A 23,176-nucleotide genomic window follows, 5' to 3' on the forward strand; every position below is an offset into this window, starting at 1 on the left:
CCAAGTGCAGCGGCCTGGCGGCGGACCGTCACGTGTTATCTGCCATACCACTTTATTTTCTAACGTCAATCGGCGTTTACAGCAAGTTGATGCGTCAACACGTTCCCGGACAATATCCATTCATTAGCGAATCACTGTTTCACTAATGAATCCATCTGCGCTGTTCGAGGTGCAGGCCCGCCACGTCCGAGGACCTTCACCATGCGCAATCCTCCTGATCTTTCCGCCTCCGGCGCATCGACACTCGGAACCGATATTCCGCAGGTGACGGCGCGCTCCAAGGTGCTGGGCCGGGCGATGTACGCGGGCGACATCAAGCTGGCCGGCATGCTGCACGGTGCGGTGCTTCGAAGTCCCTACCCCCATGCGCGCATCGTCTCGGTCGACGCCTCCCCAGCGCTTGCGTTGCCGGGCGTAAAGGCTGTACTGACCGGCGCCGACGCGCCACGCGCCATGTGGGGCGTCCATCACAAGGAGCGACGCATTCTGGCCGAAGGCATCGTGCGCTTTGCGGGAGAGGAAGTGGCTGCAGTCGCGGCAACGAGCGAGGAGATCGCTCGCGATGCGCTGGACTTGATCCGCGTCGAATACGAAGAGCTGCCCGCGATCCTCACGCCCGAAGAGGCGATGGACGAAGAAGCCCCTGGCGTGCATCCGGGCCGCGACAACATCGCCCACGAGATCCGCTTCGAGCGCGGCGACATCGAAGCCGGCTTCGCGGCAGCGCATGTGACCCACGAAGCCACCTACGACACGCACGCGCAGTACCCCGGCTACCTGGAGCCGATGGGCACCGTCGCCAGCGTCGATCCTGACGGACGCCTCGTGGTGTTGACTTCCACGCAATCGATCACGCAGGCGCGTCTTCGATTGGCCGCCGCGCTGGAGCGCCCGATTTCCAGCATCCGCGTGATCCAGGCGACCACGGGCGGTGGCTTCGGCGGAAAGATGGTCGAAGACGCCAACAACCTCATCGCCGGACTGCTGGCCGTGAAGACGGGCAAACCGGTGCGGGTGGTCAACAACCGTCTCGAAGATTTCCTCGCGGCCTGTTCGAGCGTGCCGGAGCGCATCACGCTCAAGCTGGGCATGGACCGCGACGGCCTGATCGTGGCCAAGGACGTGCGCATCGTCGCGGAATGCGGCGCCTACAGCGGGCTCTCCGGCGAAGTGATGCACGTGAGCGCCATGCGCAGCGACAACATGCACCGCAACCCCAATGTGCGCTCGCATGCCACGCTGGTTTACACCAACAACCCGCCGCACGGAGCCTTCCGCGGATTCGGCGGCACGCAGATGCAGTTCGCGCTCAACAGCCACATCCACACCATGGCCGGCATGCTGGGTCTCGACCCGGTGGCCATTCACAAGCGCAACGCCATCGGCGCGGGCGAAGTGTCCGTCCATGGTTGGCACATCGGCAGCACCGGGCTCGTGGAGTGCATCGACCAGGCGACGCAGGCGATCGGCTGGGAAGCCAAGCGTGCGGCACCGAAACCGAACGGACCGAAACGCCGAGGCGTCGGCATGGCGGCGGCGATGCACGTCAGCGGCAACCGCACCATCGGCAACTGGGACGGCTCGACGGTCATCGTCAAAGTCAACGAGGACGGTCGCGTCTTCATCATGAGCGGCGAGTGCGACATGGGCCAAGGCGCGATGACCATGTTGAGCCAGGTGGTCGCGCACGAACTGGATTTGCCGCTGGCCCATATGTACGTGGTGCCGCCGGACACCGACACATCGCCCATCGCCATCGGATCGCTCGCTTCACGCGTGACCATTGCGGCGGGCAACGCGGCCATCGTCGCCGCCCGCATGGCACGCGACAAGCTCTTCGCGCTGGCATCGAAGAAATGGGGCGTGCCCATTGAACAACTGAAGATCGCCGGCGGCGCCGTGTTCGTCGCGGATGCACCCGAGCGCCGCGCGACCATTGCCGAACTCGCCAAGCTCCACGTCTGGACGCATGGTGGCGAAGGCATCCAGGTCAGCGGCACCTGGGACGCCAAGACCGTCATGCACGACGACAAGGTGTACGGCAACATCGCCCCCGCCTATTCGTTCGCTGCCCAAGCCGTCGAAGTCGAAGTCGACACCGAGACGGGTCAGGTCACCGTGGTCGACAGCTATGTCGCCGACGACTGCGGCAAGGCGCTCAACCCGATCGCCGTCCACGGCCAGACCAACGGAGCGACGGCGCAGGCCATCGGCTGGACGCTGTACGAACAGATGCAGCTCGATGGCGGCCGTTTGATGAACGGCAACTTCGCCGACTACACGATGGCGACGGCCGACGCGGTGCCGCTGCTGCGAGGCGGCTTCGTCGAATCGAACGACCCGAACGGGCCCTACGGCGCCAAGGGTGCGAGCGAGACCGCCATCCTCCCCGGCGCACCGGCCATTGCGAACGCTGTCTTCGACGCTGTCGGCGTGCGTATCACCGATCTGCCCATCACCCCCCAGAAGATCCTGGCCGCACTGCGCGCACAAACCCCAAGGGAGGAAATCAGCCATGCGTGATTTCGATTACCTCGAACCGGCCTCCGTCGAGGAGGCCAGCCGCATGCTCGCCGACCTCGGCGACGACTGCCGCGCGATTGCGGGCGGCACCGCGCTGATGCTCGGCATGCGCCAGCGCATGCTGACGCCTACGCACCTGGTCTCGCTCGCCGGCATCGAGCAGCTCCGCGGCATCGCCTTCGATGAGCGGAACGGCCTGCGCATCGGCGCCCTCTCGCGGCACACGGATGTCGCCAACTCGGCCCTCGTGCGCGCGCACTTTCCGATGCTCGCGAGCATGGCGTCGCGCGTCGCGAATCCGCAGGTGCGCAACCAGGGAACCATCGGCGGCAACCTCTGCTATGCCGATCCTTCGACCGATCCGCCCGGCTGCCTGATGGCGCTCGACGCCAAGGTGGTGCTGGGCAGCGCGCGCGGCGAGCGCGTTCTCAGCATCGAGGAATTCCTTGTCGACTATTACGTGACCGCACTGGAGCCCGACGAAATGGTCGTCGAAATTCGTGTGCCGCCGCTCGTGGCGGACAGCTCCGGCGTGTACTCGCGCTTCCTTCGCACGGCAGCCGAGCATCGGCCGCTTGCCAGCGTCGCCTTCGTAGCGCAGCGCGATGGTGCTCTGTGCCGCGAAGCGCGAATCGCCGTGGGTGCATCGACGCCCATCCCGACGCGGTTGCGTCGCGCGGAGGCTTTCCTGGAAGGCCGCACGGTCACGTCCGACATCGCGGCCGAAGTCGCGGACATCGTGGCCAGCGACATCGAACCCGTGTCCGACGCGCGCGGCTCGGCGGAATTCCGCCGCGACATGGTGCGGGTCGTCGCGCGCCGCACCGTCGCCGAACTCTTCGGCATCGATCTTCATGAAGGGGCCATGCAATGAGCCAGCACCGCATCGAATGCACCGTCAATGGCGAGGCCTGCAGCGTCGACGTTCCCGCACGCCGGCTGCTCTCTGACTTTCTGCGCGACGACCTCCACCTGACCGGCACCAAGCGCGGTTGCGAGACCGGTATCTGCGGTGCCTGCTCCGTTCTGGTCGATGGCGAAGTCGTCAAGTCCTGCCTGATGCTTGCGGTGCAAGTCCGGGGGCGCGAGATCAGCACGGTCGAGGGCCTCGGAGGCACCGGAGATATCGGAGGGAACGGCAAGGACGCGCCATTGCACCCGCTGCAGGAGAGCTTCATGCAATGCGGCGGCCTGCAGTGCGGCTACTGCACGCCGGGCTTTCTCATGACCTCGTGCGCCATGCTGAAGAACAACCCCGACCCAACTTCCGACGAAGTGCGGCATGGCCTCAACGGCAATCTCTGCCGCTGCACGGGCTACACGCAGATCGTCGAATCCATCCTGACCGCCGCGGAGAAGATGCGTGGAAATTGAAAAGACACTGACCGTTGCGGCATCGCCGCAGCGCGTATGGGCGCTGCTGCTCGATCCGCAAGTCATGGGCGGCTGCGTGCCGGGCATGAAGTCCATCGATGTCGTGAGCGACGTCGAATACGTGGCGCTGATGCACGTGAAGATCGCGTTCATCAACGCCAAGTTCAAGCTGCGCACCACCATCGTCGAACAGCGCGCGCCGACCTATCTGCGCGCCGAGGGCACTGGCGAAGACGCATCGGTCGCGAGTTCGCTGAAGCAGCAGAGCGAGATATTCCTGACACCGACGGCCGAGGGCGGCACGGAGTTGCGCACCAAGGTGCAGGTCGACGTGCTTGGCCGTCTGGGCACGTTCGGCCTGAGCGTGATGAAGACCAAGGCCGACCGCATGTGGGAAGAGTTCGGCGCCAATCTCGCCGCGCGAATCGACGGCGGGGTTTCGCCGGCGCCTGTAGTGGCAAAGGCACCCACAGCAGCATCGGTTGCAACACCAGCACCGGCAGCCGTCACGTCGGCCGCAAAGCCGGCTCCCGGTTTCGCCAGCGAGCCAGTAGCAGCAGCCGAATCACAGCCCCGCAACGAATCGACATGGTGGTCACGCCTGACTGGCAACAAACCAAATCGTTCGGCCCCCCTCGCGGGCCCCGGCCGCTTCATCCGCATCGAGGTGCGCCAGCCCGACAGGACGATCAGCGTCGACTGGCCCCTCGAAGGTGCAGACCAGTGCCAGGCCTGGCTGCGCGACCTCCTCAAGTGAAACGGCGGCAAGCCACTGCCGCAACGCCCCTCCCCTTCCCCCTCCCCTCAACCCCCAGCCCCAAGAAAGCCCCAATGACTGCTCCCCTCTTCACCCGCAGAAAAGTCGTCCAGTTGACGGCCGCCACGGCCGCCGCGGGCGCGCTGCCCATTCTTTCGGCACGCGCCGCGACCCCCACGAAGGTCGGCGTACTGCTCCCGACCAGCGGTGTCTACGCGTCCTCAGGCCAGGCTGCGCGCAAGGGGATCGAGTTCGGCGCGCTCATCAACAAGGAGCAAGGCGGGCCGGAGCTCGAACTGATGTTCGCCGACACCGAATCCAAGCCGGAGAACGGCCGGGTCGCGGCTGAAAAGCTGATCCGTGCCGGCTGCTCGGTGCTCATCGGCGCATGGGACACCGGCGCTACGATCTCCGCCGCTCAGGCCGCCGAAGCCGCAAAGGTGCCGCTGGTGATCAACATCGGATCGGCGCCGCAGATCACCGAGCAGGGCTTCACGCAAGTCTTTCGCAACTTCACCCCGGTGACCTCGCTGATCGAGAACGCGGTGGTGCGCATCAAGGAACTCGCCGCTTCCTCGGCCAAGCCGCCGAAGACAGCCGTGCTGCTCTATGTGAACGACACCTACGGCCAGGCCGCGCTGGCAGGCGTCTCCGCGCTCTGGGAAAAGCAGAGCGTGCCGATCCAGATCGTTGCCAAGATCGGCTACGACGTCAAAGCCAAGGACCTGTCCGTCGAAGTCGCCAAGGCGAAGGCAACCGGCGCGGACCTGCTGCTGCCGCTCACTCGCGTGAACGACGCCATCATGATCGTGCGCGAAGCCGTCAAGCAGAGCTTCAATCCGATGGCGATCATCGGCCCGGGCAGCGCCGGCCCCTATGAGCGCGCCTTCACGGATGCAGTGGGCAAGTACGGCGACGACTACATGATCTGTGTCCCCTGGTACAACCCGCAGAACCCGCGCGCCAAGGCGCTGGTCGAGCGCTACGAGCGTACCGAGAAGGGCCAGCGCTTCGAACTCAACGTGGGCTTCTCCTTCGAAGCGGTCGAGATCGTCGCCGATGCAGTCAAGCGCGCGAAGTCCTCGGAGCCGGCCGCCCTGCATGCGGCACTCAAGACGACGAACATCACCGATCACGTGATGTTCGGCGGCCCGATCGTTTTCAACGAAAAGGGGCAGAACCCGAACATCGGCGTCGTGATGCTGCAGAACCGCAATGGCGCGCCGATCGTCGTCGGCCCGAAGGAGATCGCCGTCGCAGCGCCGAACTTCCCGATGCGGCCTTTCGACCAGCGCTGATCCCGCGGCAAGCCCCATGTTCGACCTCTATGCAAACGTCGTGGCCGGCGGCGTGCTCATCGGCCTCATCTACGCGCTCGTCGCGCTGGGGCTGACCATCATGTTCGGCGTGATGAAGATCGTGAATTTCGCGCACGGCGAAATGGTCGTCATCGGCATGTACCTCGGCTATGCGCTGTGGACTGCGTTCGCGCTGCCGCCGTGGGTCGCGATGCCCATCGCGGCGGTGGCGATGTTCGGACTGGGCTACCTGCTCCAGGCGACCTTCGTGAATCGCTTCATCCGCAGGCCGCACCATGTGCAGTTCATCCTCTTCATCGGCCTGGCGTTCGTCATCACGGGCATTCACCTGATGGTCTTCGGTCCGGATACACGCAGCATCAGTTCGCCGGCCAACTTCGAAGTGGTCAAGCTCGGTGCGCTGCGGCTGGACATGGTGCGGCTGCAGGGCGGCGCCGCGGCGCTGTTGCTGATCGCGCTGCTGCTGGCCTACCTGCGCTTCTCGCTCACGGGCGCATCGATCCGCGCCGCGGCCGACAACCAGGTGGGCGCGCAGGCGATCGGTCTTCGGGTCAAGCATGTCTACGCGGTCACCGCGGGCATCGGGCTCGCCTGCGCCGGTGCAGCGGGCGCGCTCGTGGCGCCCATCTTCGACGTGCAACCCACGTTGGCACAGGGCTTCACGATGGTGGCCTTCATCACCGTGATCATCGGCGGCCTCGGTAGCCTGGTCGGGGCGCTGGTCGGCGGCATTCTCATCGGCGTGTCGGAAAGCCTGGCCGCATTGCTCATCAACCCGGCCATGAAATCCATGATCTCCTATGGACTGCTGATCGTCATGCTGCTCGTCCGTCCTGAAGGCCTTTTCGGCGGGAGGCGTCGATGAATCGCTGGCACCTTCGCGCATTGCTGCCCGTGGCGCTGTGCTTTGTCGCGCTCGCGCTGCTGCCGCTGGTGGTGGGCGACTCGCACCTGTCGCTCCTGACCCTCGTGCTGATGTGCGCATTCTTCGGACAGGCATGGAATCTCATGATGGGCTTCGTCGGCCAGCTATCACTCGGCCATGCGCTCTACGCGGGCATTGGCGCATATTCGGCAGCCGTCGCCATCGGCACCTTCGGCGTATCGCCCTGGCTGGGCATTGCAGTGGGCATCGTGCTGAGCTCGGCAGCCGGCGCCATCGTCGCCTGGCTCGGCTTCAGATTCGCGGTGCGCGGCATCTACTTCACGCTGCTGACGATCGCCTTTGCGGAAATGGGCCGCATGGTGTTCGAGAACTGGAGCTTCGTCGGCGGCAACGGCGGGTACTTTCTGAAGACCGTGGGTGATGGCCATCCGCTGCTGACGCTGCGCGGCGGCACGACCTTCTACTACTTCGCCTTCCTGGCGCTGTGCGCCCTCGCGCTGGCGCTGTGCACCGCCCTGACGCGCTCGCGACTGGGTTACCTCTGGCGTGCCATCCGCGAAGACGAGGATGCCGCGCGTGCCATCGGCGTGCCGGCGCTTCGCCTGAAGATCGTCGCGGTGATGATCAGCGCGGCAATGACCAGCGTCGGGGGTTCCTTCTATGCCCTCTTCAACGGCAGCCTGTTCCCGGAAACCATCATGGGCATGCACTTCTCGATCGAAATGATCGTCGGGCCGATCCTCGGCGGGCTCGGCACTTTGCTGGGTCCGATCCTTGGAGCGATTTTCGTGATCCCGGTCACCGAATTCTCGAACCAGCTGGCGCAGAACATGAACATCTTCGGCTTCAACACGCTGATCTATGGCGTGCTGGTGCTGGTGGTCATCGGGCTTTTGCCCAACGGCATGTCGCCGGCCATTGCATCGCTGGCGCGGCGCCTGAGCGGGCGCGATGCGCAGAGCGCCAAGATTCCGGCAGCGCCGGCAGCGCCTGCCGCAGCCGCGGAGGCCACGCAATGAGCGACGCACTCCTGAGCGTGCGCGGGCTCACCAAGCGCTTCACGGGGCTGACTGCGGTCAACGACGTCAGCTTCGACGTCCAGCCCGGCTCTATCGTCGGCCTCATCGGTCCGAACGGCGCCGGCAAGACGACCTGCTTCAGCATGATCGCGGGCGCACAGGCTCCCACTGCAGGTTCGGTCCTATTCGAAGGCCAGGGCCTCACCGGGCTCGTGCCGGAGCAGGTCTGCAAACGCGGCGTGGCGCGCACCTTCCAGGTCGTGCGCCCGCTTTTGGAGATGACTGTGCTGGAGAACGCCACCGTGGGCGCACTTCTGCACGCGCCGACCTTGAACGAAGCGCGCGAAGTCGCCGCGCAGACACTGCGGCGCGTCGGACTCGGCCGCAAGCTCGACGTGCTGGCGGTTCACCTCACGCTGCCGGATCGCAAGATGCTCGAACTCGCGAAGGCGCTGGCGACGAAACCCAAGCTTCTGCTGCTCGACGAAGTGATGGCGGGGCTGCGTCCCAGCGAAGCCAACGCCATCATCGACGTACTGCGCGAACTCAATGCAGGCGGGCTCACGATCATGCTGGTCGAGCACGTCATGCGCATCCTCATGTCGGTGGCGAGCCATGTCGTGGTGCTGCATCACGGCGAACTGGTCACGCAAGGCAAACCCGACGAAGTCACGCAGGACCCGCGTGTCATCGAAAGCTATCTCGGACGAAAGGCTCAGCGTGAGCACCACTAGCAGTCCCGCACCCCTGCTCGAAGTCACCGACCTGCAAGCCTTCTATGGCGAGGCCCAGGCGCTCAGCGGCGTCAGCTTCCACATTCTGCCCGGCGAGATCGTCTCCATCGTCGGCGCCAACGGCGCGGGCAAGACGACGTTGATCCGCGCCATTGCCGCCATGACGCCGGTGCGCTCGGGCAGCATCCGATTCAATGGACGGGAGATCGCCGGCTCATCGAGCCCGGCAGTCTGTGAGCTGGGCATTGCGCAGGTGCCTGAAGGACGGCAGATCTTCCCCAGCCTCTCGGTCGAAGAGAACCTGCGGCTCGGCGCCGTGCTGAATCGTGCGCGCGCGGACAAGGCACGCAATTTCGAGCGTGTCTACGCCAGTTTTCCAAAGCTTGCCGAACGTCGCACCCAGAGTGCGGGGACGCTGTCGGGCGGCGAGCAGCAGATGCTCGCCATCGGCCGCGCATTGATGGCGAACCCCTCGCTGATCATGTTCGACGAGCCCTCGCTCGGACTCTCACCGGCGCTCACGGGGCAGATGTTCGATGTCGTCGCATCGCTGCACCAAAGCGGCCTGAGCGTGGTGCTGGTCGAGCAGAACGTCGTCGAATCGCTCGAACTCTGCCAGCGGGCGTACGTCCTGGAAAACGGATCGATGACGCTCGAAGGGACCGGCGCGGAGCTGCTCGAAGACGATCGAGTGCGCCGTGCCTATCTCGGTCTCTAGGCTCTCAGGCGGGCGTGGCGCTCACCCTGGACATCGGCACGTGGCGCTCCCTGAGCCAAAGGATGAAGCCGCAGATGAACACGATCGCCTGCGTGCCGATCAGCAGCGAGAACCCCGCGAAGAAGCCCGAAGCCGCTCCGCCGGAAGTGCCTTGGCCGGCAGTGACCGCGCTGATCACGCCGCCCATCACCGCCGGCATGAAGCCGGCAACCAGGCTGCCGGTTCCGTTGACAACGCCGAATGCGCTGGCCACGTGTTCGGGGCGCGAGCAATACTGCACCGTGCTCGGAATCGCCGGGCTCGCAAGACCCCAGCAGAAGTTGGCCGCAATGAGTGCGTAGGCGGCCGTGTAGCGGTCCTGCGCATTGATCGCCCACAGCACCGCCAATGCAACGCCCAGGCTCGCCCCCATGAAGATGAACGGCACGCGCCGCCGCTCGATTTTGTCGATGAGCATGCCGCCCACCATCACCGCAACCACCGTGGCGTACTGCGGCAACGAGGCGAGCCAGCCCATCTCGCGCAGCGAGAAACCGCGCGCCTCCTTCAGGTAGGTCGGCAGCCAGTTGCTGCTGCCCCAGAGATAGGCGAGCGTGGCCGAAGTCAGCACGGTGATCAGCACCAGGTAACGCGTGTGCAGCGCACCTTTCACGATGTCGCCCACCTTCGACATGGCCTCGCCGAAAGAAGCCGGCTTGCGCATGTCGGCGTATGAAGCGGGCATGCGAACGAAGGCGATCACCAGCGGAATCCCGAGGGCGATGTTGAGCAAGCCCAGCGCATAGAACGACATTTCCCAATGGAAGCTGGCGAGCAGCAGGCCGATCATCGGATAGCCGAGCGCCAGGCCGAGCCCCGTGCCCATGTTGACGAAGGAGTTGGGCTTTCCGTTCTCGTGCGACTCGAAATGCGCCTTGATGTAGGACGAAGCCAGCGAGAACAACGGCCCTTCGGACACACCCAGCAGCACGCGCGACGCCAACAACATTCCGTAGCCGCTGAACCAGGGCGTGATGAAGGTGACCACCCCCCAAAGCAGCAAGCCGAAGATCAGGCTTTTGCGTACCCCGAAGAGCGCCGCGCAGAACGGCGTCAGCACGAATGCCGAAACACCGTAGCCGACCATGAACGCCGTCGCGAGGAGTCCCTGGCTGACGCGATCGCTCCTGGCGATCCCGACGTGATCGAGGAAACCGGCGTCGGTGATCAGCACGGCGATGTTGATCCGGTCGATGTAGGAGATCGCGACGATCACGAACAACGTGATGACGCCGTACCAACGAAACTGTTTCGCTTGCATTGCATTGCTCCTTGGGTAGCCGCGCTAGAACGCGTGGCGGATTCCGAATTCGGTCCCGGTCGACGCGTGGTTCGGCGAAGTCATCACTCCGCCGAGCGCCTGCGATGCACCGTTGCTGTTCGTCAGTCGTGCGACGGTCGCGTAGACCGCGCTTCGCTTCGACAGGTTGTAGATGTAGCCCAGCGCGATCTTCGAAGAAGTGGGCTCCGGCAGATTGCCCGCGGGCTCGCGCTTGTAGCGTGCGTACGAGACCTTGATCTCGCTCGCACCGATCGGCAGGATGAAGCCCACGAGCGCCCCCTTGCCGTCCACGGAGCCTTGCGACTCCTCGTAGTACTCGGCCATTAGCTTCAGGCTCATCAGCGGCTCGAAGATGTAGTAGGCGCCGAGGTTCGTCACGCGCAGGTCGCCAATTGCGTAGCGGGTCTTGCCCGTCGACAGTGCGATGTTGAACGGGCCGTTGAGGTAGCCCACGCGCGCGCCGGCGTAGTCGCCGTCGTTCTTCGTGGAAAGCGGCACGGGGCCCGGCAGCACCGCGTTCGAGTCGTTCTCGCCCATCGCGTACATCAGCTGCCCATAGAAGCCACCGAGCACAGGCGGCAGGAAATAGCCGACGCTGTTCGATGCGCGCGTGCCGGTCGGCGAAACGAGGCCGCCAAGGGCCGAGAAGTAGATCTGGTTCGCTCCGATGCCGCCGCCGGTGCCGAAGGGATCGAACAGCGCGGTGTTCCAGAAGGTGGGCGTGTAGTCACGGCCCAGACGCACTTCGCCGAAGGGGCCCAGGAAGCTGACCGTCGAGCGGCGGTTGAAAGTCAGGCCGCCGGGCTGTGTGTTGCCGCTCGCCTGGTTGTTGGTGTTGGTCGAAAAGCCACTGCCGGTGTCGTTCTGCAGGCCGGCTTCGAGCCAGAAGCCGGCGGCATATCCGCCGCCCAGGTCTTCCGTGCCGCGAAAGCCCAGCCGGCTGAAGGTGTTGGCGCTGTTGGTCAGCTGCCATTTGCTGGTCGAAACCGGTCCCGAACCCGTCGTGTAGGTCACCGCGGCGTCGACGACGCCGAAGAGGGTCACGCTCGATTGCGCGCAGGCCAGGGACGCGACCGTGCATGCGGCCACGGCCACAATTTTCTTCTTCATGGAGTTTGCAGGGAGTTGAGGAAAGCTGGCGAGTGGACTCAGATGTCCAGCACAAGCGGACCGCGCTTGCATGCCGAGACACAAATCATCATGGTCTTGTTCGACGCGCGTTCCTGCTTGCTGAGGATGCCGTCGTGGTGGTCGATCTCTCCCGAGATGACCCTTGTTTCACAGGCGCCGCAAACGCCTTCCTTGCAGCTGTGGTCGGGGTTCAGGCCGGCATCGATCAGGCTGTCGAGGATGGACTTGCCCGGCGGCACTTCGACGGTCTTGCCGCTCTTTACGCACTCGACCATGTAGGTCTGGGTTGCGCTCGGCGCTTCGACGTGCACAGCCGCAAAGCGCTCGATGTGCGCGTGCGGATAGCCGAGCTTCTCGCAAGTCTTCTCGAAGCCGTCGAGCATCGGTGTGGGGCCGCAGCAGTAGTAGTGGCTGTCGGCGCCCTTGTCCGCCAGCAGCCCCGCCAGGTCTGGCGGGCCGCCCTTCTCTTCATCGAAATGCCAGGTCAGCGGCACGCCCTTCTCGGCGGCCAAGGCGCCGATCGCTTCGCAGAAGGCGGCTTCCTTGCGATTGCGCGCGCAATAGAGCATTTCGACCGGCTTGCCGATCGCCACGAGGCGCTGCAGCATGCACCAGATGGGCGTCACGCCGATGCCACCGGCCACCAGCACGGAACGCTCCGCGCCCTCTTCCAGCTTGAAGTTGTTGCGCGGCGCCGAGATCGGCAGCGTCATGCCGACGCGCAACTGCTGGTGCACGTAGCGCGAACCGCCACGGCTCTTGCGATCATTGAGCACGCCGACTACATAGCGCTGCCGGTCGGTCGACGGGTTGCACAGCGAATAGCTGCGAACCAGCCCGTTCGGCAGATGAAGATCGATGTGCGAGCCGGCCTCGAAGGCGGGGAAATCCACGTCCGGTGAGGCCGGGCGGAATTCGACGCTGACGATGCCGTCGGCTTCATAGCGCATGGTGTGCACCAGGGCGTTCAGCGTGGGGGATGACATGGCGGAACCTCGGAAAAGCGATTCAATTCATTGGGCGGCGCGCAGGTCGACGTCGAGCCGCGCGAATGCGTCGATCTCGACGCGGAGTTCAGGAAAGACCAGCGCCTGCACCGCCAGCAGCGTGGAGGCCGGGTAAGGCGATCCGGGCGCCTGCGCGAAGAACTCGCGCCGCGCGCGCCCGACTTCGTCCTTGTCCGCGATGTCGGTCACGTACACGACGAGCTTGACGATGTTGTGCACGCCCCCGCCTGCCGCTTGCAGCAACTGCTGGATCTTCCGAAGCACCACGAGCGTCTGCTCATAGGCGCCGAGCGGCGCGCCAGCCTGCGCAGCATCGCGAGTCGCGGGATGCGCGGTCTGGCCGGACAGCACCACCTCTTGCCCGACGACCAGCGCGTTGGACCAGGTGGCGTGTGGCAGATCGGGCACCGCTTCGCAAGCGACGCGACGGACCGGCATGGCGGCTTGCGAGGTCATGCGGCTTGCGCGCTGGCTTCGAGCTGCTGCGTCGCCAGGCCGCGCATGTGGCGGCGCAGGCGGACGATGCCCAGGTCGTGCTGATAGAGCTGCTCGTGCTGGTTGGCATCGGGCTCCATGTTCTCGATCAGCACGCGGTCCTGTTCGAGCACGTGCCAGTGGCGCGCTTCGAGGCGGTTCTTGTAGAGGAAGCGCCAGGTGTCGCGTTCCCAGCCCTTCGGCAGCTTGCGCACGCGCCAATGGAAGGCGCACGACAGCGTCGGCGAAACCGGCGTGTAGCTGCCGATGATGATGAAGTTGCCGCCAGGGCCGCCAGTCTTCGGATAGGGAATTTCCAGGCGCATCCAGTGCACGCCGGTGTCCGCCCATTCGGTCCAGTCGAAGTTGACGTTGCGCTGGCCTTCCTTTTCGAACACGAAGCCGGTGTCGGTCTGGCGGATGCCGAACTTGGCGGTCGAATCGCCTTCGGCCATCGAGTGCGACTGCTTGTGCAGGAAGGTGCCGTGCATCGGGTCCATCACGTTGTCGAGCACGTAGCGGTAGTCGCCCTTCCACTCCGCATAGCAGAGGAAGGAAGAGTATTCATCGTCATTGGTCAGCTGCTCGGGCAGCACCAGCGGCGGCGGCGTATCGACCGATTCCTTGCCGTTGTAGAGCCAGACTGCGCCGGCCTTCTCTTCCACATGGAAGAAGCGCGTGGCCTGCGAGCCTTCGAGCTTGCAGCCGGGGCTGCCGGGCACCTTGGTCACGACGCCGTCGCAGCGTACTTCGACGCCGTGATAGGGACACGACAGGCGATCGCCGAGGATCACGCCCTGCGACAGCGGAGCGCCGCGGTGCGGGCAGCGGTCTTCGAGCGCATGCAGCTTGCCGGCGTGATCGCGCCAGAAGGCGAACTTGCGGCCGAGGCGGCGAAGCGAAACAGGCGATTCCTTGATGTAGCTCGACGGGCAGATCGGATACCAGAGATCCTTGAGACCGGCTTCGAGCACTTGATCGACCGGGTCACCGTGGGTGGTTGTCATGATGGTTCCTCTTGAAAGGAAGAAATGGGGTCGGGGCGAAATCAGGCGCCCAGGGCGGCGATCTCTTCGCGGTAGATGGCCTCGGTCCAGAGCTTGCCGCTGGGGCTGCTCAGGCCGCTGCCGTTCAGCGCCTCCACGAGGCCCGGAAGGTCATGGATGCCTGCCGCGAAGGCGCGCTCGATCGCGTCGCCGAGCAGGTCTTCATAAGTGGTGGGGGTACGCGTGCGCGCCTGGTGCGGGTCGAGGTTTCGGTCAGTCATGGTTCGCTCCATCGAGGTAGGTTGGACGTGCGGAAAAAACAGAGGTCGGTTGTCGCGGCCTCACTGGCCGCCGTTGCGTACGCGCTCGCGGATGCGTTCGCGCACCGGAACGAAGTCGTAGGTCGCATAGCACTCGGTGCTGAACACGCCCCACGCACGACGTTCGAGTTCGAGGTTCACCAACGGCAGCTTCTCGGGCGGAAGCTCCAGGGTGAGGATCTGACCCAGGCCCATCGCCACGGTCCATGAAACCACCCGCGTGCCCTCGGGCGGGAACGATTCCCACCAGTCGCTCGCCTTCATGCGCGACTGCACGTCGTCCAGCGTGAGGCCGGGGTGGTGCTTCATCACGATCGTGAGAAGCATGTTCGGCGAAGCGACGGGCGTGGTGTTCATTGCACGCTCGCGCTCGTGACGTCGACAGCCACAGGAACGGCCCAGGCGTCGTAGGCATACACCCAGTCGGCGTTGCCGCCTTCGCGCAACCAGTTGTTGCCGCGCGAGCCGAGCTGGATCTTGCTGGCGCGCTCGATTCGGGCCTGCTCATAGCGCTTGAGCGCTTCGGGAGCCTCGCTGGCGAGCACGCCTTCGAGATGGCGCGCCAGCACCACCGCATCTTCGATCGCCATGCCGGCGCCCTGCGCCATGAAGGGCAGCATGGGATGCGCTGCGTCGCCGAGCAGCACCATGCGGCCGGAGGCCCAGGCTTGCATCGGATCGCGTTCATACAAGGCGGTCTTGAGCACCGTGTCGCAAGCATCAAGCAAGGCGCGCGCTTCGGGGTGATAAGCCACGTATTGCTCGCGCAGCTCATCGACGCTGCCCGGTGCGGTCCACGATTCGAGGTGCCAGGTGTCTTGGGGCGTGGTCGCGAAGATGAAGATGTCCTTGCCGCGGTTCAGCGGGAAAGTCACGATCTGGCTCTGCGGATTCGGGCCCCACCACTTCGTGAAGGCGCCCAGGTTCGGCACGGCGGCCACACGTTCGGCCGGCACGACAGCCCGGTAGGCAACGATGCCGGTGAAGCGCGGACTCTCGGCACCGAACATCGCAGTGCGCACCGCCGAGTGGATTCCGTCGGCGCCGATCAGCACACCGACGCGCGCGATGGTGCCGTCTTCGAAGCTCAGGCTCACACCGTTCTCATCGGGCGCGATCGACTTGGCGCGCTTGCCGAGCGCAACGCATTCGGCAGGCACCATCTCTGCCAGAGCCGCCAGCAAGTCGGCGCGGTGGATGGTGAGCTGTGGCGCGCCATAGCGTTGCTCGGCCGAGTCGGCCATCTCGAGGCGCGACGTTTCCTCGCCCGTGTCGTAGGTCCGGCTGATGCGGTGCGAAGGGCGCGCCGCCGTCACGCGGGCGGCTTCGCCCACGCCGAGGCCGTCGAGCGCCCGCACGGCGTTGGGCGTCAGATTGATGTCGGCGCCGACACGGGCAAATTCCTTCGCCTGCTCGAAGACGATGACGTCGTGGCCTGCACGGCGCAGCGCGATGGCGGCGACCAGGCCGCCGATGCCGGCACCCACGATGCCGATGGTGTCGACGGTGCCGCCGGTGGATTGCTTCGTTGACATGCGCGTCTCCTCTTCTTGTTCTCGTTATTCGGCGACGATGTTGCGAGCCTTGATGATCTTGGCCCACACGGCCGTCTCATCACGCATCGCGGCAGCAAACTCGGCGGGCTTCATCGCCGCGGTGGTCATGCCCTGCGTCTGCAGGCGTTCGCGCGCTTGCGGCTCGGCCAGGATTTCGGCCGCGTCCTTCGCGAGTTGGTCGATGACCGCCTGCGGCGTGCCGGCAGGCGCCAGCAAGCCGTACCACGAAGTCACGTTCACGCCCTGGATGCCCTGCTCCGCCAGCGTCGGGATCTCCGGCGCGACAGGCGTGCGCTTGGCTTCGGTCACGCCGAGCGCGATCAGCTTTCCGCTCTTGATGAAGGGCAGCGTCGCGGGCAGGTTGCTGAACATCAGCGGTACCACGCCACCGAGCACGTCATTGAGCGCAGGCCCCGTACCTTTGTATGGCACGTGCAGCAGATCGACACCCGCTTGCTGCTTGAATAGCTCGCCCGCGAGATGCAGGCCGCTGCCCACACCGGGAGACGCGTACGACAGCGTGTTCGGCTTGGCCTTCGCCATCGCGACGAGATCCTTCGCGCTCTTGATGCCCGAGGCCGGCGAAGCCACCAGCACGTTCGGCGCCTTCGCGAGCATCGTGATGGGCGCAAAGTCCTTCTCGATGTTGAACGGGAAGTTCGGCATCAGCGTCGGGTTGATCGTGAGATTGCCCGCAGGCACCACCAGCAGCGTGTGCCCATCGGCCTTGGCGCGCTTGACCTTGTCCATGCCGATGTTGCCGGCAGCGCCCGCATCGTTCTCCACCACCGCTGCCTGCCCGTAGCGCTTGCCGAGCCCTTCGGAAAGCATCCGCGCCAACGTGTCGACCGGCCCGCCGGGCGGAAACGGCGAAACGATGGTGAAGCGATTGCTCGCAAGCTGCTTCTGCGCATCGGTCTGTGCATGGGCCGACGTCACAGCGGCGATGGAAAGGAGTGCCGTGCCGAAAACACGGACAAGGGAGTCGCGGCGATTCATGTTGAGCCTGTTCATTTCTTTTCGGTGAGGAATTTGCCCTGCGGGCCTTCTACGTTTTTCTGGCGGCGCGTATTGCCGTCAAGTCCGCCGTCGACGGCCCATTCGGCGAACACCGTCGGGCCCGGTTCGAACTCACGCGGCTGCCATTCGGCGGTGAGCTGGTCTTCATCGGCGTAGTACTCGATCAGGCCGCCGGCCGGATTCTTGAAGTACCAGAAGTACGCGGATGACACCGGATGCCGCCCCGGCCCCAACTGCGTTTCCCACCCTTTGCGCGAGAAGTGCAGACCGCCGCCGAACACTTCGTGGATGTCGCGCACGGTGAAAGCCACGTGATTGATCCCGCGCTTGCCCGACGGCAGCTGCAGCAGGAAGAGATCGTGATGACCGCCGCTTGGTGCGCAGCGCATGAACGACCCACGATTGGGATAGCTGTCGGAAGCGACGAAGCCGAAGCGATCGCCATAGAACGCGCTCGTCGCCTGCACGTCGCTGACGAAGAACACCACGTGTCCAACTTCAATCGGCATGCCGCGCTCATACACCGGCGCAGCCTGATTCACACGTGGCTTCGCATTCCAGGTGTTCATCGCGCCGCAGTCGATATCGACCGCGTGCTTGCGGCTGACCTGCAGGCGCACCGCGAGCCCGTTCGGATCGGTGCAGCCAATGCGCCGCGCGCCTTCGACCATACCGTCGACAAATCCCGCATCCTTTGCGATCGCTGCAGCGTAGCGGTCGAGATCGGCATCGCTCTCGACACCCCAGACCACTTCACGCACCGTCGGCCCCTCTTCAATCGCAGGTGGCAGCCCGGCCTTATCCGACGCCGCGACGATAACGCGGCACCCATTGAGACATTCAAAGACAAGCTCATCCGCCGCCTCCGACTTGAGCCTCAGCCCCCAGTCCAGAAAGAACGTGCGGCAAGTAGCGAGGTCATCCGCCCCATAAGTAATCTGATCAATACCCAAAACGCTCATCTCAGTCTCCATTCGAATTCCAGAAATACCGCGGAACCGGCTCTGCCGGGCCGCTGGTATTGCCCCCTTGAGGGGGTGGGCGGCCACACGAAGTGGGCAAGCCTGGGGGTGTTCATAGACCCCGCGGAACCGGCTCTGCCGGGCCGCTGGTATTGCCCCCTTGAGGGGGTGGGCGGCCACACGAAGTGGGCAAGCCTGGGGGTGTTCATAGGTCACTCCATGGCAGGGGTTGTTCGTTCGTGCCCCAGTACATGCTCTTCTGCTCCATGTACTGGAAGATGCCTTCGCGGCCCTTTTCGCGGCCCAGGCCGCTGTCGCGCCAACCGCCAAAAGGTGTCGACACGGAGAACTGCTTGTAGGTGTTGACCCATACCGTCCCGGCCTGCACCGCGCGCCCCAGGCGCCATGCGCGCTTGAAGTCGCGGCTCCACACCCCTGCGGCCAGCGCGTAGACGCTGTCGTTGGCCTGCGCGATCAGCTCTTCTTCGTTGTCGAAGGGCATCGCGACGAGCACCGGCCCGAAGATTTCTTCCTGGCTGATTCGCGCGCTGTTGGTGAGCCCTTCGAGGATGGTCGGCGTGTAGAAGTAGCCCTTGTCCAGCCCATCGCCATGCGGACGCACGCCGCCGGTGCGAATGCGGCCGCCTTCGTGTACGCCGAGTTCCACGTAGCGCTCGATGCCTTCGCGATGACGCGCCGTGATCAGTGGGCCCATCTGTGTGCGCTCCGAAGCCGGATCGCCGACACGCAATGCGTTGGCGCCTTCTGCCAGCCGCGTCAAGAACTCGTCATAGATCGAGCGCGCAACAAACAGACGCGAGCCCGCGATGCACGATTCGCCCGACGAACTGAAGATGCCGTAGAGCACGCCGTTGACCGCATGGTCGAGGTCGGCATCTTCCAGCACCATCGTCGGCGACTTGCCGCCGAGTTCGAGCGACACCGGCATCATCTTGTCCGCAGCAATGTGCGCGATGTGCTTGCCCGTCGTCGTGCCGCCAGTGAACGACACGCGCTTGACCAGCGGATGCTTGGTGATCGCATCGCCGATGACCGAACCTTTGCCCGGCAGGACGCTGACGATGCCCTTCGGCACGCCGGCTTCTTCGCAAATGCGTGCGAGTTCGAGCGCCATCAGCGGCGTGACTTCCGCGGGCTTGACGACCACTGCATTGCCTGCCGCCAGAGCAGGCGCGAGCTTCTGCGCTTCGCTCGCGATGGGCGAATTCCACGGCGTGATGGCTGCAACGACGCCCATCGGCTCGTGCACGCTCATCGTCACGAAGGCGCCGCGCGAAGGCGTGATGACTTCTTCGAGCGTCTCCAGCGCGGCGGCGAAAAACTGGAAGGTGCCCGCGGCGCTCGCCACCAGCGCGCGCGTCTCGCTGATGGGCTTGCCGTTGTCCAGGCGCTGCTTCTGCGCCAAGGTCTCGGCTTGTTCCCGGATCAGATGGGCCACGCGATGCAGCACTGCGGCCCGTTCGTGCGGGAGCTTCTGCGCCCACCCGCTGGTGCGGAAGGCATGGTCGGCGCGCTGGATCGCTTCCTCGACATCGGCGAGGCTTGCGGCCCGCAGGCGTGCGATCGGCTCGCCGGTCGCCGGATAGAGGCTCTCGTAGGTCTCGCCGCTGCCCAGGCGCCATTCGCCAGCGACATTGAGAGGGAGCAGTTCAGAAGAAATCATGAGAGGTGTCTCGTTCAGATCGACAGGGCCGCGACGCGGTTGCGCAGCGCGCGCACCGCGCTGTACACCGTCAATGCGGATGTCTTGGGATTGGCCGCGAGCGCCTTGTTGCGCATCGTCAGCTCGAAGCTGCCGAACGCGCCGGTCGCCTCGACCGTGTGCACGTTTTCGACGATCGATGGATCGGCGATGAGGCGTACATGCGTGCGGTCAAGACCGAGGCCCGCCAGTGACACCGTCGCGGCCACATTGGCGTTCTTCGGATAAAGCGTCGCAGCCTCGCGGGCGCTGCCTTCGAAGATCACCGCTTCGCCCTTCAGCGCGGCGAGGTCGCGGCCCTGCTCTGCGGGCGTTCCCTTCCACGCATGGGGCGGCTTGCGGCCGGTGTAGCGCACGTTGTCGAGTCCGCCGATGCGAGCCGCTGCAAGCGCGTCGATGGCACCAATCGCGCCTGCGATCAGCTGCACCTGCGTCTTGCCGGCGGTTGCCGCGGCTTCGAGTTGCTCCGCCAACCCCGGCGCCGACAAAGCGCCCACCGAGGCCACGATGCATGGCGTGCCGCGTTGCAGCGCCGGGAGAACATGCGCTTCGATCGCCGCATGGCCTGCGGCTTCGATCACGAGGTCGATGCCAACCGCAGGCACCGAAGACACGACCTGCGCGCCCGGCGCGAGGCGCTCTGCGACGGCACGCGCTGCCTCCAGCCCATCCGCCGGCACGACGATCGCCGCGACCGAGATGTCGCCATCGCCGCGCAGCAATTCGAGCGCGGCAGTGCCGATGGCGCCACAGCCGATGAGTGCGATACGAAGCACGGACATGCTCATGCCCTCTCTCACTTGCCCAGCACGCCGAGCGCGGGGATCTGAGTGATCTTGTTGGTCGGCGGGCCCGCGAACGCGCTCTTGAAGCCGCCGATGGACAGCATGTCGATCTCCAGCAGGAAGGGTCCGTCGGTCGAAAGCGCTTCGTCCAATCGCGCGGGGAGGTCGTCCAGGCTCTGCACGCGAGCGTGCGGCAGCGCGAGCGACTTGCACAGCAGGTCGTAGTCAGGCGTGTGCAGTTCGGCGTAGCAGCGGCGCCCGCCGTACTGCACGTCCTGAATGTTCTTGATGACGCCGTAGCTCTTGTCGTTCATGAGCACGATCACCATCGGAGCCTTCTCCTGCACCATGCAGGCGAGTTCGCCCAGGTTGAGGATGAAGCCGCCGTCGCCGGCCAGGCAGAAGGTCTTGCGGCCCGAGCCTGTCACGGCAGCGCCGATGGCCGCACCGATCGCCATCGGCATGCCCTGCCCGATGCCGCCGCCCGTGGCGTGCACGCCGGCGCTGGGTTCGAACACACGCAGTTCGCGATTTCCCCAGGTGCTGTTGGACACAGTCACGTCGCGCACCCAGTTGAAGTTGCGGCCGGCCACCGCTTGCAGCTGGCGCACGAGTTCGGCGTAAGGGCCGAGGCCATCGCGCAGAGTGGCCACCGCCAGGTCATGGGCGGCGCGCAGATCGCTCAGCAGCTTCGGATCGGCCTTGTACTCGATCGCTTCGAGGCGGTCGGCCAAGCCATCGAGCGCCAACGCCGAGTCGCCGCAAACGAACGCGTCGGTGGCGTAGCAGCGACCTTCGACTGCGGCGTCGGCGTCGATGCGGTAAAGCGGGCGCGGCAGCTTCAGTTCGTACTTGAGCGTCTCGTTGCCGCGCAGGCGCGAGCCCACCACAAGCATCGCGTCGCAGGTCTGGTAGAGCTCCTCGACCGGCTTCTGGATGTTGTAGGCGCCGAGCGAGCCGGCATCGTCCTCGGGCACGATGCCGCGGCCTTGCGTGGTGGTGACGACGCCGAAGCCGAGCTTCTGCAGGCGCTTGATCGCCGCACCGGCATTGCGTGCGCCGCCGCCGACCCACAGCATCGGGCGCTTGGCCTTGGCAAGGCTGGCGGCCAGCGCATCGAGACCTGCCTTCGAAGGCACGGCGGCATCGATGGGCAGCGGCGACAGATCCGCAGGCATCGTGATGAGCGCCGACTGGATGTCGATCGGGATCTCGATGCTCACCGGACCTGTCGGCGCGGTCATCGCGACCTGCACCGCGCGCTTGAGCGTGCCGAGCACGGTCTCGACGCTGCGCACGCGAAAGGCGGCCTTGGAGATGGCTTTCAGCATCGTGAGCTGGTCGGGCGCCTCGTGGATGTACGACATGCCCTTGTCGATGTAGGGCGTCTCGATCTGGCCCGTGATGTGCAACAGCGGCGCACCCGCCGTCAGCGCCTCGACCATGCTGCCCGCGATATTGCCCGCTGCCGGCCCGGTGCTGGTCACACACACCCCCAGGCTGGCGGTGGAGCGTGCATAGGCATCGGCCATGTTGCCCGCACCCGCCTCGCCGCGCGCCGAAATGAAGCGGATGGCACCGCGCTGCGCGAACGCGTCCAGGATCGGCATGTTGTGGATCGAGATCACACCGAATGCAGCCTTCACGCCGCACTGTTCGAGAAAGGCCGCGACGACAGCGCCGACGGTCACGGTGTTGGTGGGGTTATGCATGGCGGGAATGGCCTCCGGAGATGTCGATGTGGGCACCCGTCGTGTACGAAGCGAGTGGCGAAGCGAGGAAGAGAATGGCGCGCGCGGCTTCGACGGGAAGTCCGAGACGGCCGAGGGGAATGTGTTTGCTCTGCGCGAGCTGGCTGCTCCAGGCGGACCAGTCGAGCGATTTGTCTTCGCGCGCCTCGAAGCGGCGGCGCCATTGGCCGGACTCGACCAGCCCGATGAGGATGCCGTTGACGCGCACACCTTGCGGTGCGAACTCCGTGGCCATGGAGCGCACGAGGTTGAGCAGGCCGGCCCGTGCGGCCGACGTCGCCACCATGTGCGGCTCGGGTTGGCGCGCGAGCAGCGAATTGGCACAGACGATGGCCGCGTCTCCGAGCACCACGCGCTGCGCCGCAAGCTGCGGCAGGAAGGCGCGCGTGGGATGGATGACCGAGAAGAACTTCAAGTTCAGCTCTTCGGTCCAGGCCTTGTCTTCGGTGTCGGCAAAGGTCGACACGCGACCTTGGCCGGCGTTGTTGATGAGCATCGAGGCCGGCCCGAGCGCAGCTTCGCTCTCGGCGGCGAAGCTCTTCACGGCGGCAGGGTCGAGCACGTCGCAGACGCGCGCGAAGAGCTTGGCATGCGGACGCATGGCTTGCAAGCCAGCCACGGCGGCATCGAGCCGTTCGGCATTGCGGCCGCATAGCGCCACGGCTGCGCCGCAGTCCAGCAACAGCTCGACCGTCGCGAGGCCAATGCCCGAGGAGCCGCCCGTGACCACGGCCACGCGGCCCGCCAGTGCGTCGGACGAGAAGAACGAGGTGGAAATCGCGGGCGTCGTCATGACCGTCATCCCCTGCG

At 65.4% G+C, this 23,176-nt stretch carries 23 protein-coding genes; 9 read left to right on the top strand and 14 right to left on the bottom strand.

Going from position 1 to position 23,176, the window contains the following annotated elements; translation table 11 throughout:
* Positions 1-201: 201 nt before the first annotated feature.
* The 9 genes from AC1DSF_RS04025 (at position 202) to AC1DSF_RS04065 (ending at position 9,330) form a co-directional block, all read left to right on the top strand.
* A complete protein-coding gene (locus tag AC1DSF_RS04025) occupies positions 202-2,523 on the top strand; it encodes a xanthine dehydrogenase family protein molybdopterin-binding subunit (protein ID WP_478123590.1) in 2,322 nt (773 codons plus the stop codon).
* The gene (locus tag AC1DSF_RS04030) at positions 2,516-3,397 is read left to right on the top strand and encodes an FAD binding domain-containing protein (RefSeq protein ID WP_478123591.1); all 882 of its coding nucleotides are present in this window, start codon (positions 2,516-2,518) and stop codon (positions 3,395-3,397) included. The genes AC1DSF_RS04025 and AC1DSF_RS04030 overlap by 8 nt, the downstream gene beginning before the upstream one ends.
* Positions 3,394-3,897 carry a (2Fe-2S)-binding protein gene (locus AC1DSF_RS04035; protein ID WP_478123592.1) on the top strand — a complete coding sequence of 168 codons (504 nt, stop codon included), beginning with the start codon at positions 3,394-3,396 and terminating at the stop codon, positions 3,895-3,897. Before AC1DSF_RS04030 ends, AC1DSF_RS04035 begins: the two co-directional genes overlap by 4 nt.
* Positions 3,887-4,654, top strand: coding sequence for a CoxG family protein (locus tag AC1DSF_RS04040; protein ID WP_478123593.1), 768 nt, complete (start codon positions 3,887-3,889; stop codon positions 4,652-4,654). Before AC1DSF_RS04035 ends, AC1DSF_RS04040 begins: the two co-directional genes overlap by 11 nt.
* 74 nt (positions 4,655-4,728) lie before the next feature.
* On the top strand, positions 4,729-5,952 hold the full coding sequence (locus AC1DSF_RS04045; protein ID WP_478123594.1) for an ABC transporter substrate-binding protein: 1,224 nt from the start codon (positions 4,729-4,731) through the stop codon (positions 5,950-5,952).
* 16 nt (positions 5,953-5,968) lie between these two features.
* Positions 5,969-6,838, top strand: coding sequence for a branched-chain amino acid ABC transporter permease (locus AC1DSF_RS04050; RefSeq protein ID WP_478123595.1), 870 nt, complete (start codon positions 5,969-5,971; stop codon positions 6,836-6,838).
* Positions 6,835-7,878 (top strand): branched-chain amino acid ABC transporter permease, encoded by a 1,044-nt coding sequence (locus AC1DSF_RS04055; protein ID WP_478123596.1) that lies wholly within the window; start codon positions 6,835-6,837, stop codon positions 7,876-7,878. Before AC1DSF_RS04050 ends, AC1DSF_RS04055 begins: the two co-directional genes overlap by 4 nt.
* Positions 7,875-8,612 (top strand): ABC transporter ATP-binding protein, encoded by a 738-nt coding sequence (locus AC1DSF_RS04060; RefSeq protein ID WP_478123597.1) that lies wholly within the window; start codon positions 7,875-7,877, stop codon positions 8,610-8,612. Before AC1DSF_RS04055 ends, AC1DSF_RS04060 begins: the two co-directional genes overlap by 4 nt.
* Positions 8,599-9,330: an ABC transporter ATP-binding protein gene (locus AC1DSF_RS04065; RefSeq protein WP_478123598.1), complete on the top strand. Its 732-nt coding sequence runs from the start codon at positions 8,599-8,601 to the stop codon at positions 9,328-9,330. The genes AC1DSF_RS04060 and AC1DSF_RS04065 overlap by 14 nt, the downstream gene beginning before the upstream one ends.
* Positions 9,331-9,334: 4 nt before the next feature.
* Here AC1DSF_RS04065 and AC1DSF_RS04070 read toward each other — a convergent pair whose 3' ends face one another.
* The 14 genes from AC1DSF_RS04070 to AC1DSF_RS04135 form a co-directional block, all read right to left on the bottom strand.
* A complete protein-coding gene (locus AC1DSF_RS04070) occupies positions 9,335-10,630 on the bottom strand; it encodes an MFS transporter (protein WP_478123599.1) in 1,296 nt (431 codons plus the stop codon).
* Positions 10,631-10,654: 24 nt separating this feature from the next.
* The gene (locus AC1DSF_RS04075; protein WP_478123600.1) at positions 10,655-11,761 is read right to left on the bottom strand and encodes a porin; all 1,107 of its coding nucleotides are present in this window, start codon (positions 11,759-11,761) and stop codon (positions 10,655-10,657) included.
* Positions 11,762-11,799: 38 nt separating this feature from the next.
* Entirely contained in the window at positions 11,800-12,768 is a 969-nt protein-coding gene (locus AC1DSF_RS04080) for a PDR/VanB family oxidoreductase (RefSeq protein ID WP_478123601.1), read from the bottom strand.
* Positions 12,769-12,795: 27 nt separating this feature from the next.
* Positions 12,796-13,245, bottom strand: coding sequence for a RidA family protein (locus tag AC1DSF_RS04085; protein ID WP_478123602.1), 450 nt, complete (start codon positions 13,243-13,245; stop codon positions 12,796-12,798).
* A complete protein-coding gene (locus AC1DSF_RS04090; RefSeq protein WP_478123603.1) occupies positions 13,242-14,270 on the bottom strand; it encodes a Rieske 2Fe-2S domain-containing protein in 1,029 nt (342 codons plus the stop codon). Before AC1DSF_RS04090 ends, AC1DSF_RS04085 begins: the two co-directional genes overlap by 4 nt.
* Before the next feature lie 41 nt (positions 14,271-14,311).
* Positions 14,312-14,530: a recombinase-like helix-turn-helix domain-containing protein gene (locus AC1DSF_RS04095; protein WP_478123604.1), complete on the bottom strand. Its 219-nt coding sequence runs from the start codon at positions 14,528-14,530 to the stop codon at positions 14,312-14,314.
* 60 nt (positions 14,531-14,590) lie between these two features.
* On the bottom strand, positions 14,591-14,926 hold the full coding sequence (locus AC1DSF_RS04100; RefSeq protein WP_478182350.1) for a hypothetical protein: 336 nt from the start codon (positions 14,924-14,926) through the stop codon (positions 14,591-14,593).
* The gene (locus tag AC1DSF_RS04105; RefSeq protein ID WP_478182351.1) at positions 14,923-16,104 is read right to left on the bottom strand and encodes an FAD-dependent monooxygenase; all 1,182 of its coding nucleotides are present in this window, start codon (positions 16,102-16,104) and stop codon (positions 14,923-14,925) included. Before AC1DSF_RS04105 ends, AC1DSF_RS04100 begins: the two co-directional genes overlap by 4 nt.
* Before the next feature lie 24 nt (positions 16,105-16,128).
* Positions 16,129-17,124 carry a Bug family tripartite tricarboxylate transporter substrate binding protein gene (locus AC1DSF_RS04110; RefSeq protein WP_478182456.1) on the bottom strand — a complete coding sequence of 332 codons (996 nt, stop codon included), beginning with the start codon at positions 17,122-17,124 and terminating at the stop codon, positions 16,129-16,131.
* Positions 17,125-17,135: 11 nt separating this feature from the next.
* On the bottom strand, positions 17,136-18,107 hold the full coding sequence (locus AC1DSF_RS04115; RefSeq protein WP_478182352.1) for a VOC family protein: 972 nt from the start codon (positions 18,105-18,107) through the stop codon (positions 17,136-17,138).
* Positions 18,108-18,312: 205 nt separating this feature from the next.
* Positions 18,313-19,791, bottom strand: a complete 1,479-nt coding sequence (locus tag AC1DSF_RS04120; RefSeq protein ID WP_478182353.1) for an aldehyde dehydrogenase — start codon at positions 19,789-19,791, stop codon at positions 18,313-18,315.
* A 14-nt stretch (positions 19,792-19,805) separates the two neighbouring features.
* Complete coding sequence (locus AC1DSF_RS04125; protein ID WP_478182457.1) at positions 19,806-20,612, bottom strand: aspartate dehydrogenase; 807 nt, start codon at positions 20,610-20,612, stop codon at positions 19,806-19,808.
* A gap of 14 nt (positions 20,613-20,626) precedes the next feature.
* Positions 20,627-22,327, bottom strand: a complete 1,701-nt coding sequence (locus tag AC1DSF_RS04130) for a thiamine pyrophosphate-binding protein (protein ID WP_478182354.1) — start codon at positions 22,325-22,327, stop codon at positions 20,627-20,629.
* Positions 22,320-23,159, bottom strand: a complete 840-nt coding sequence (locus tag AC1DSF_RS04135; RefSeq protein ID WP_478182355.1) for an SDR family oxidoreductase — start codon at positions 23,157-23,159, stop codon at positions 22,320-22,322. The genes AC1DSF_RS04130 and AC1DSF_RS04135 overlap by 8 nt, the downstream gene beginning before the upstream one ends.
* Between the last annotated feature and the right edge of the window lie 17 nt (positions 23,160-23,176).

This window comes from Variovorax sp. 01N429, assembly GCF_056399425.1.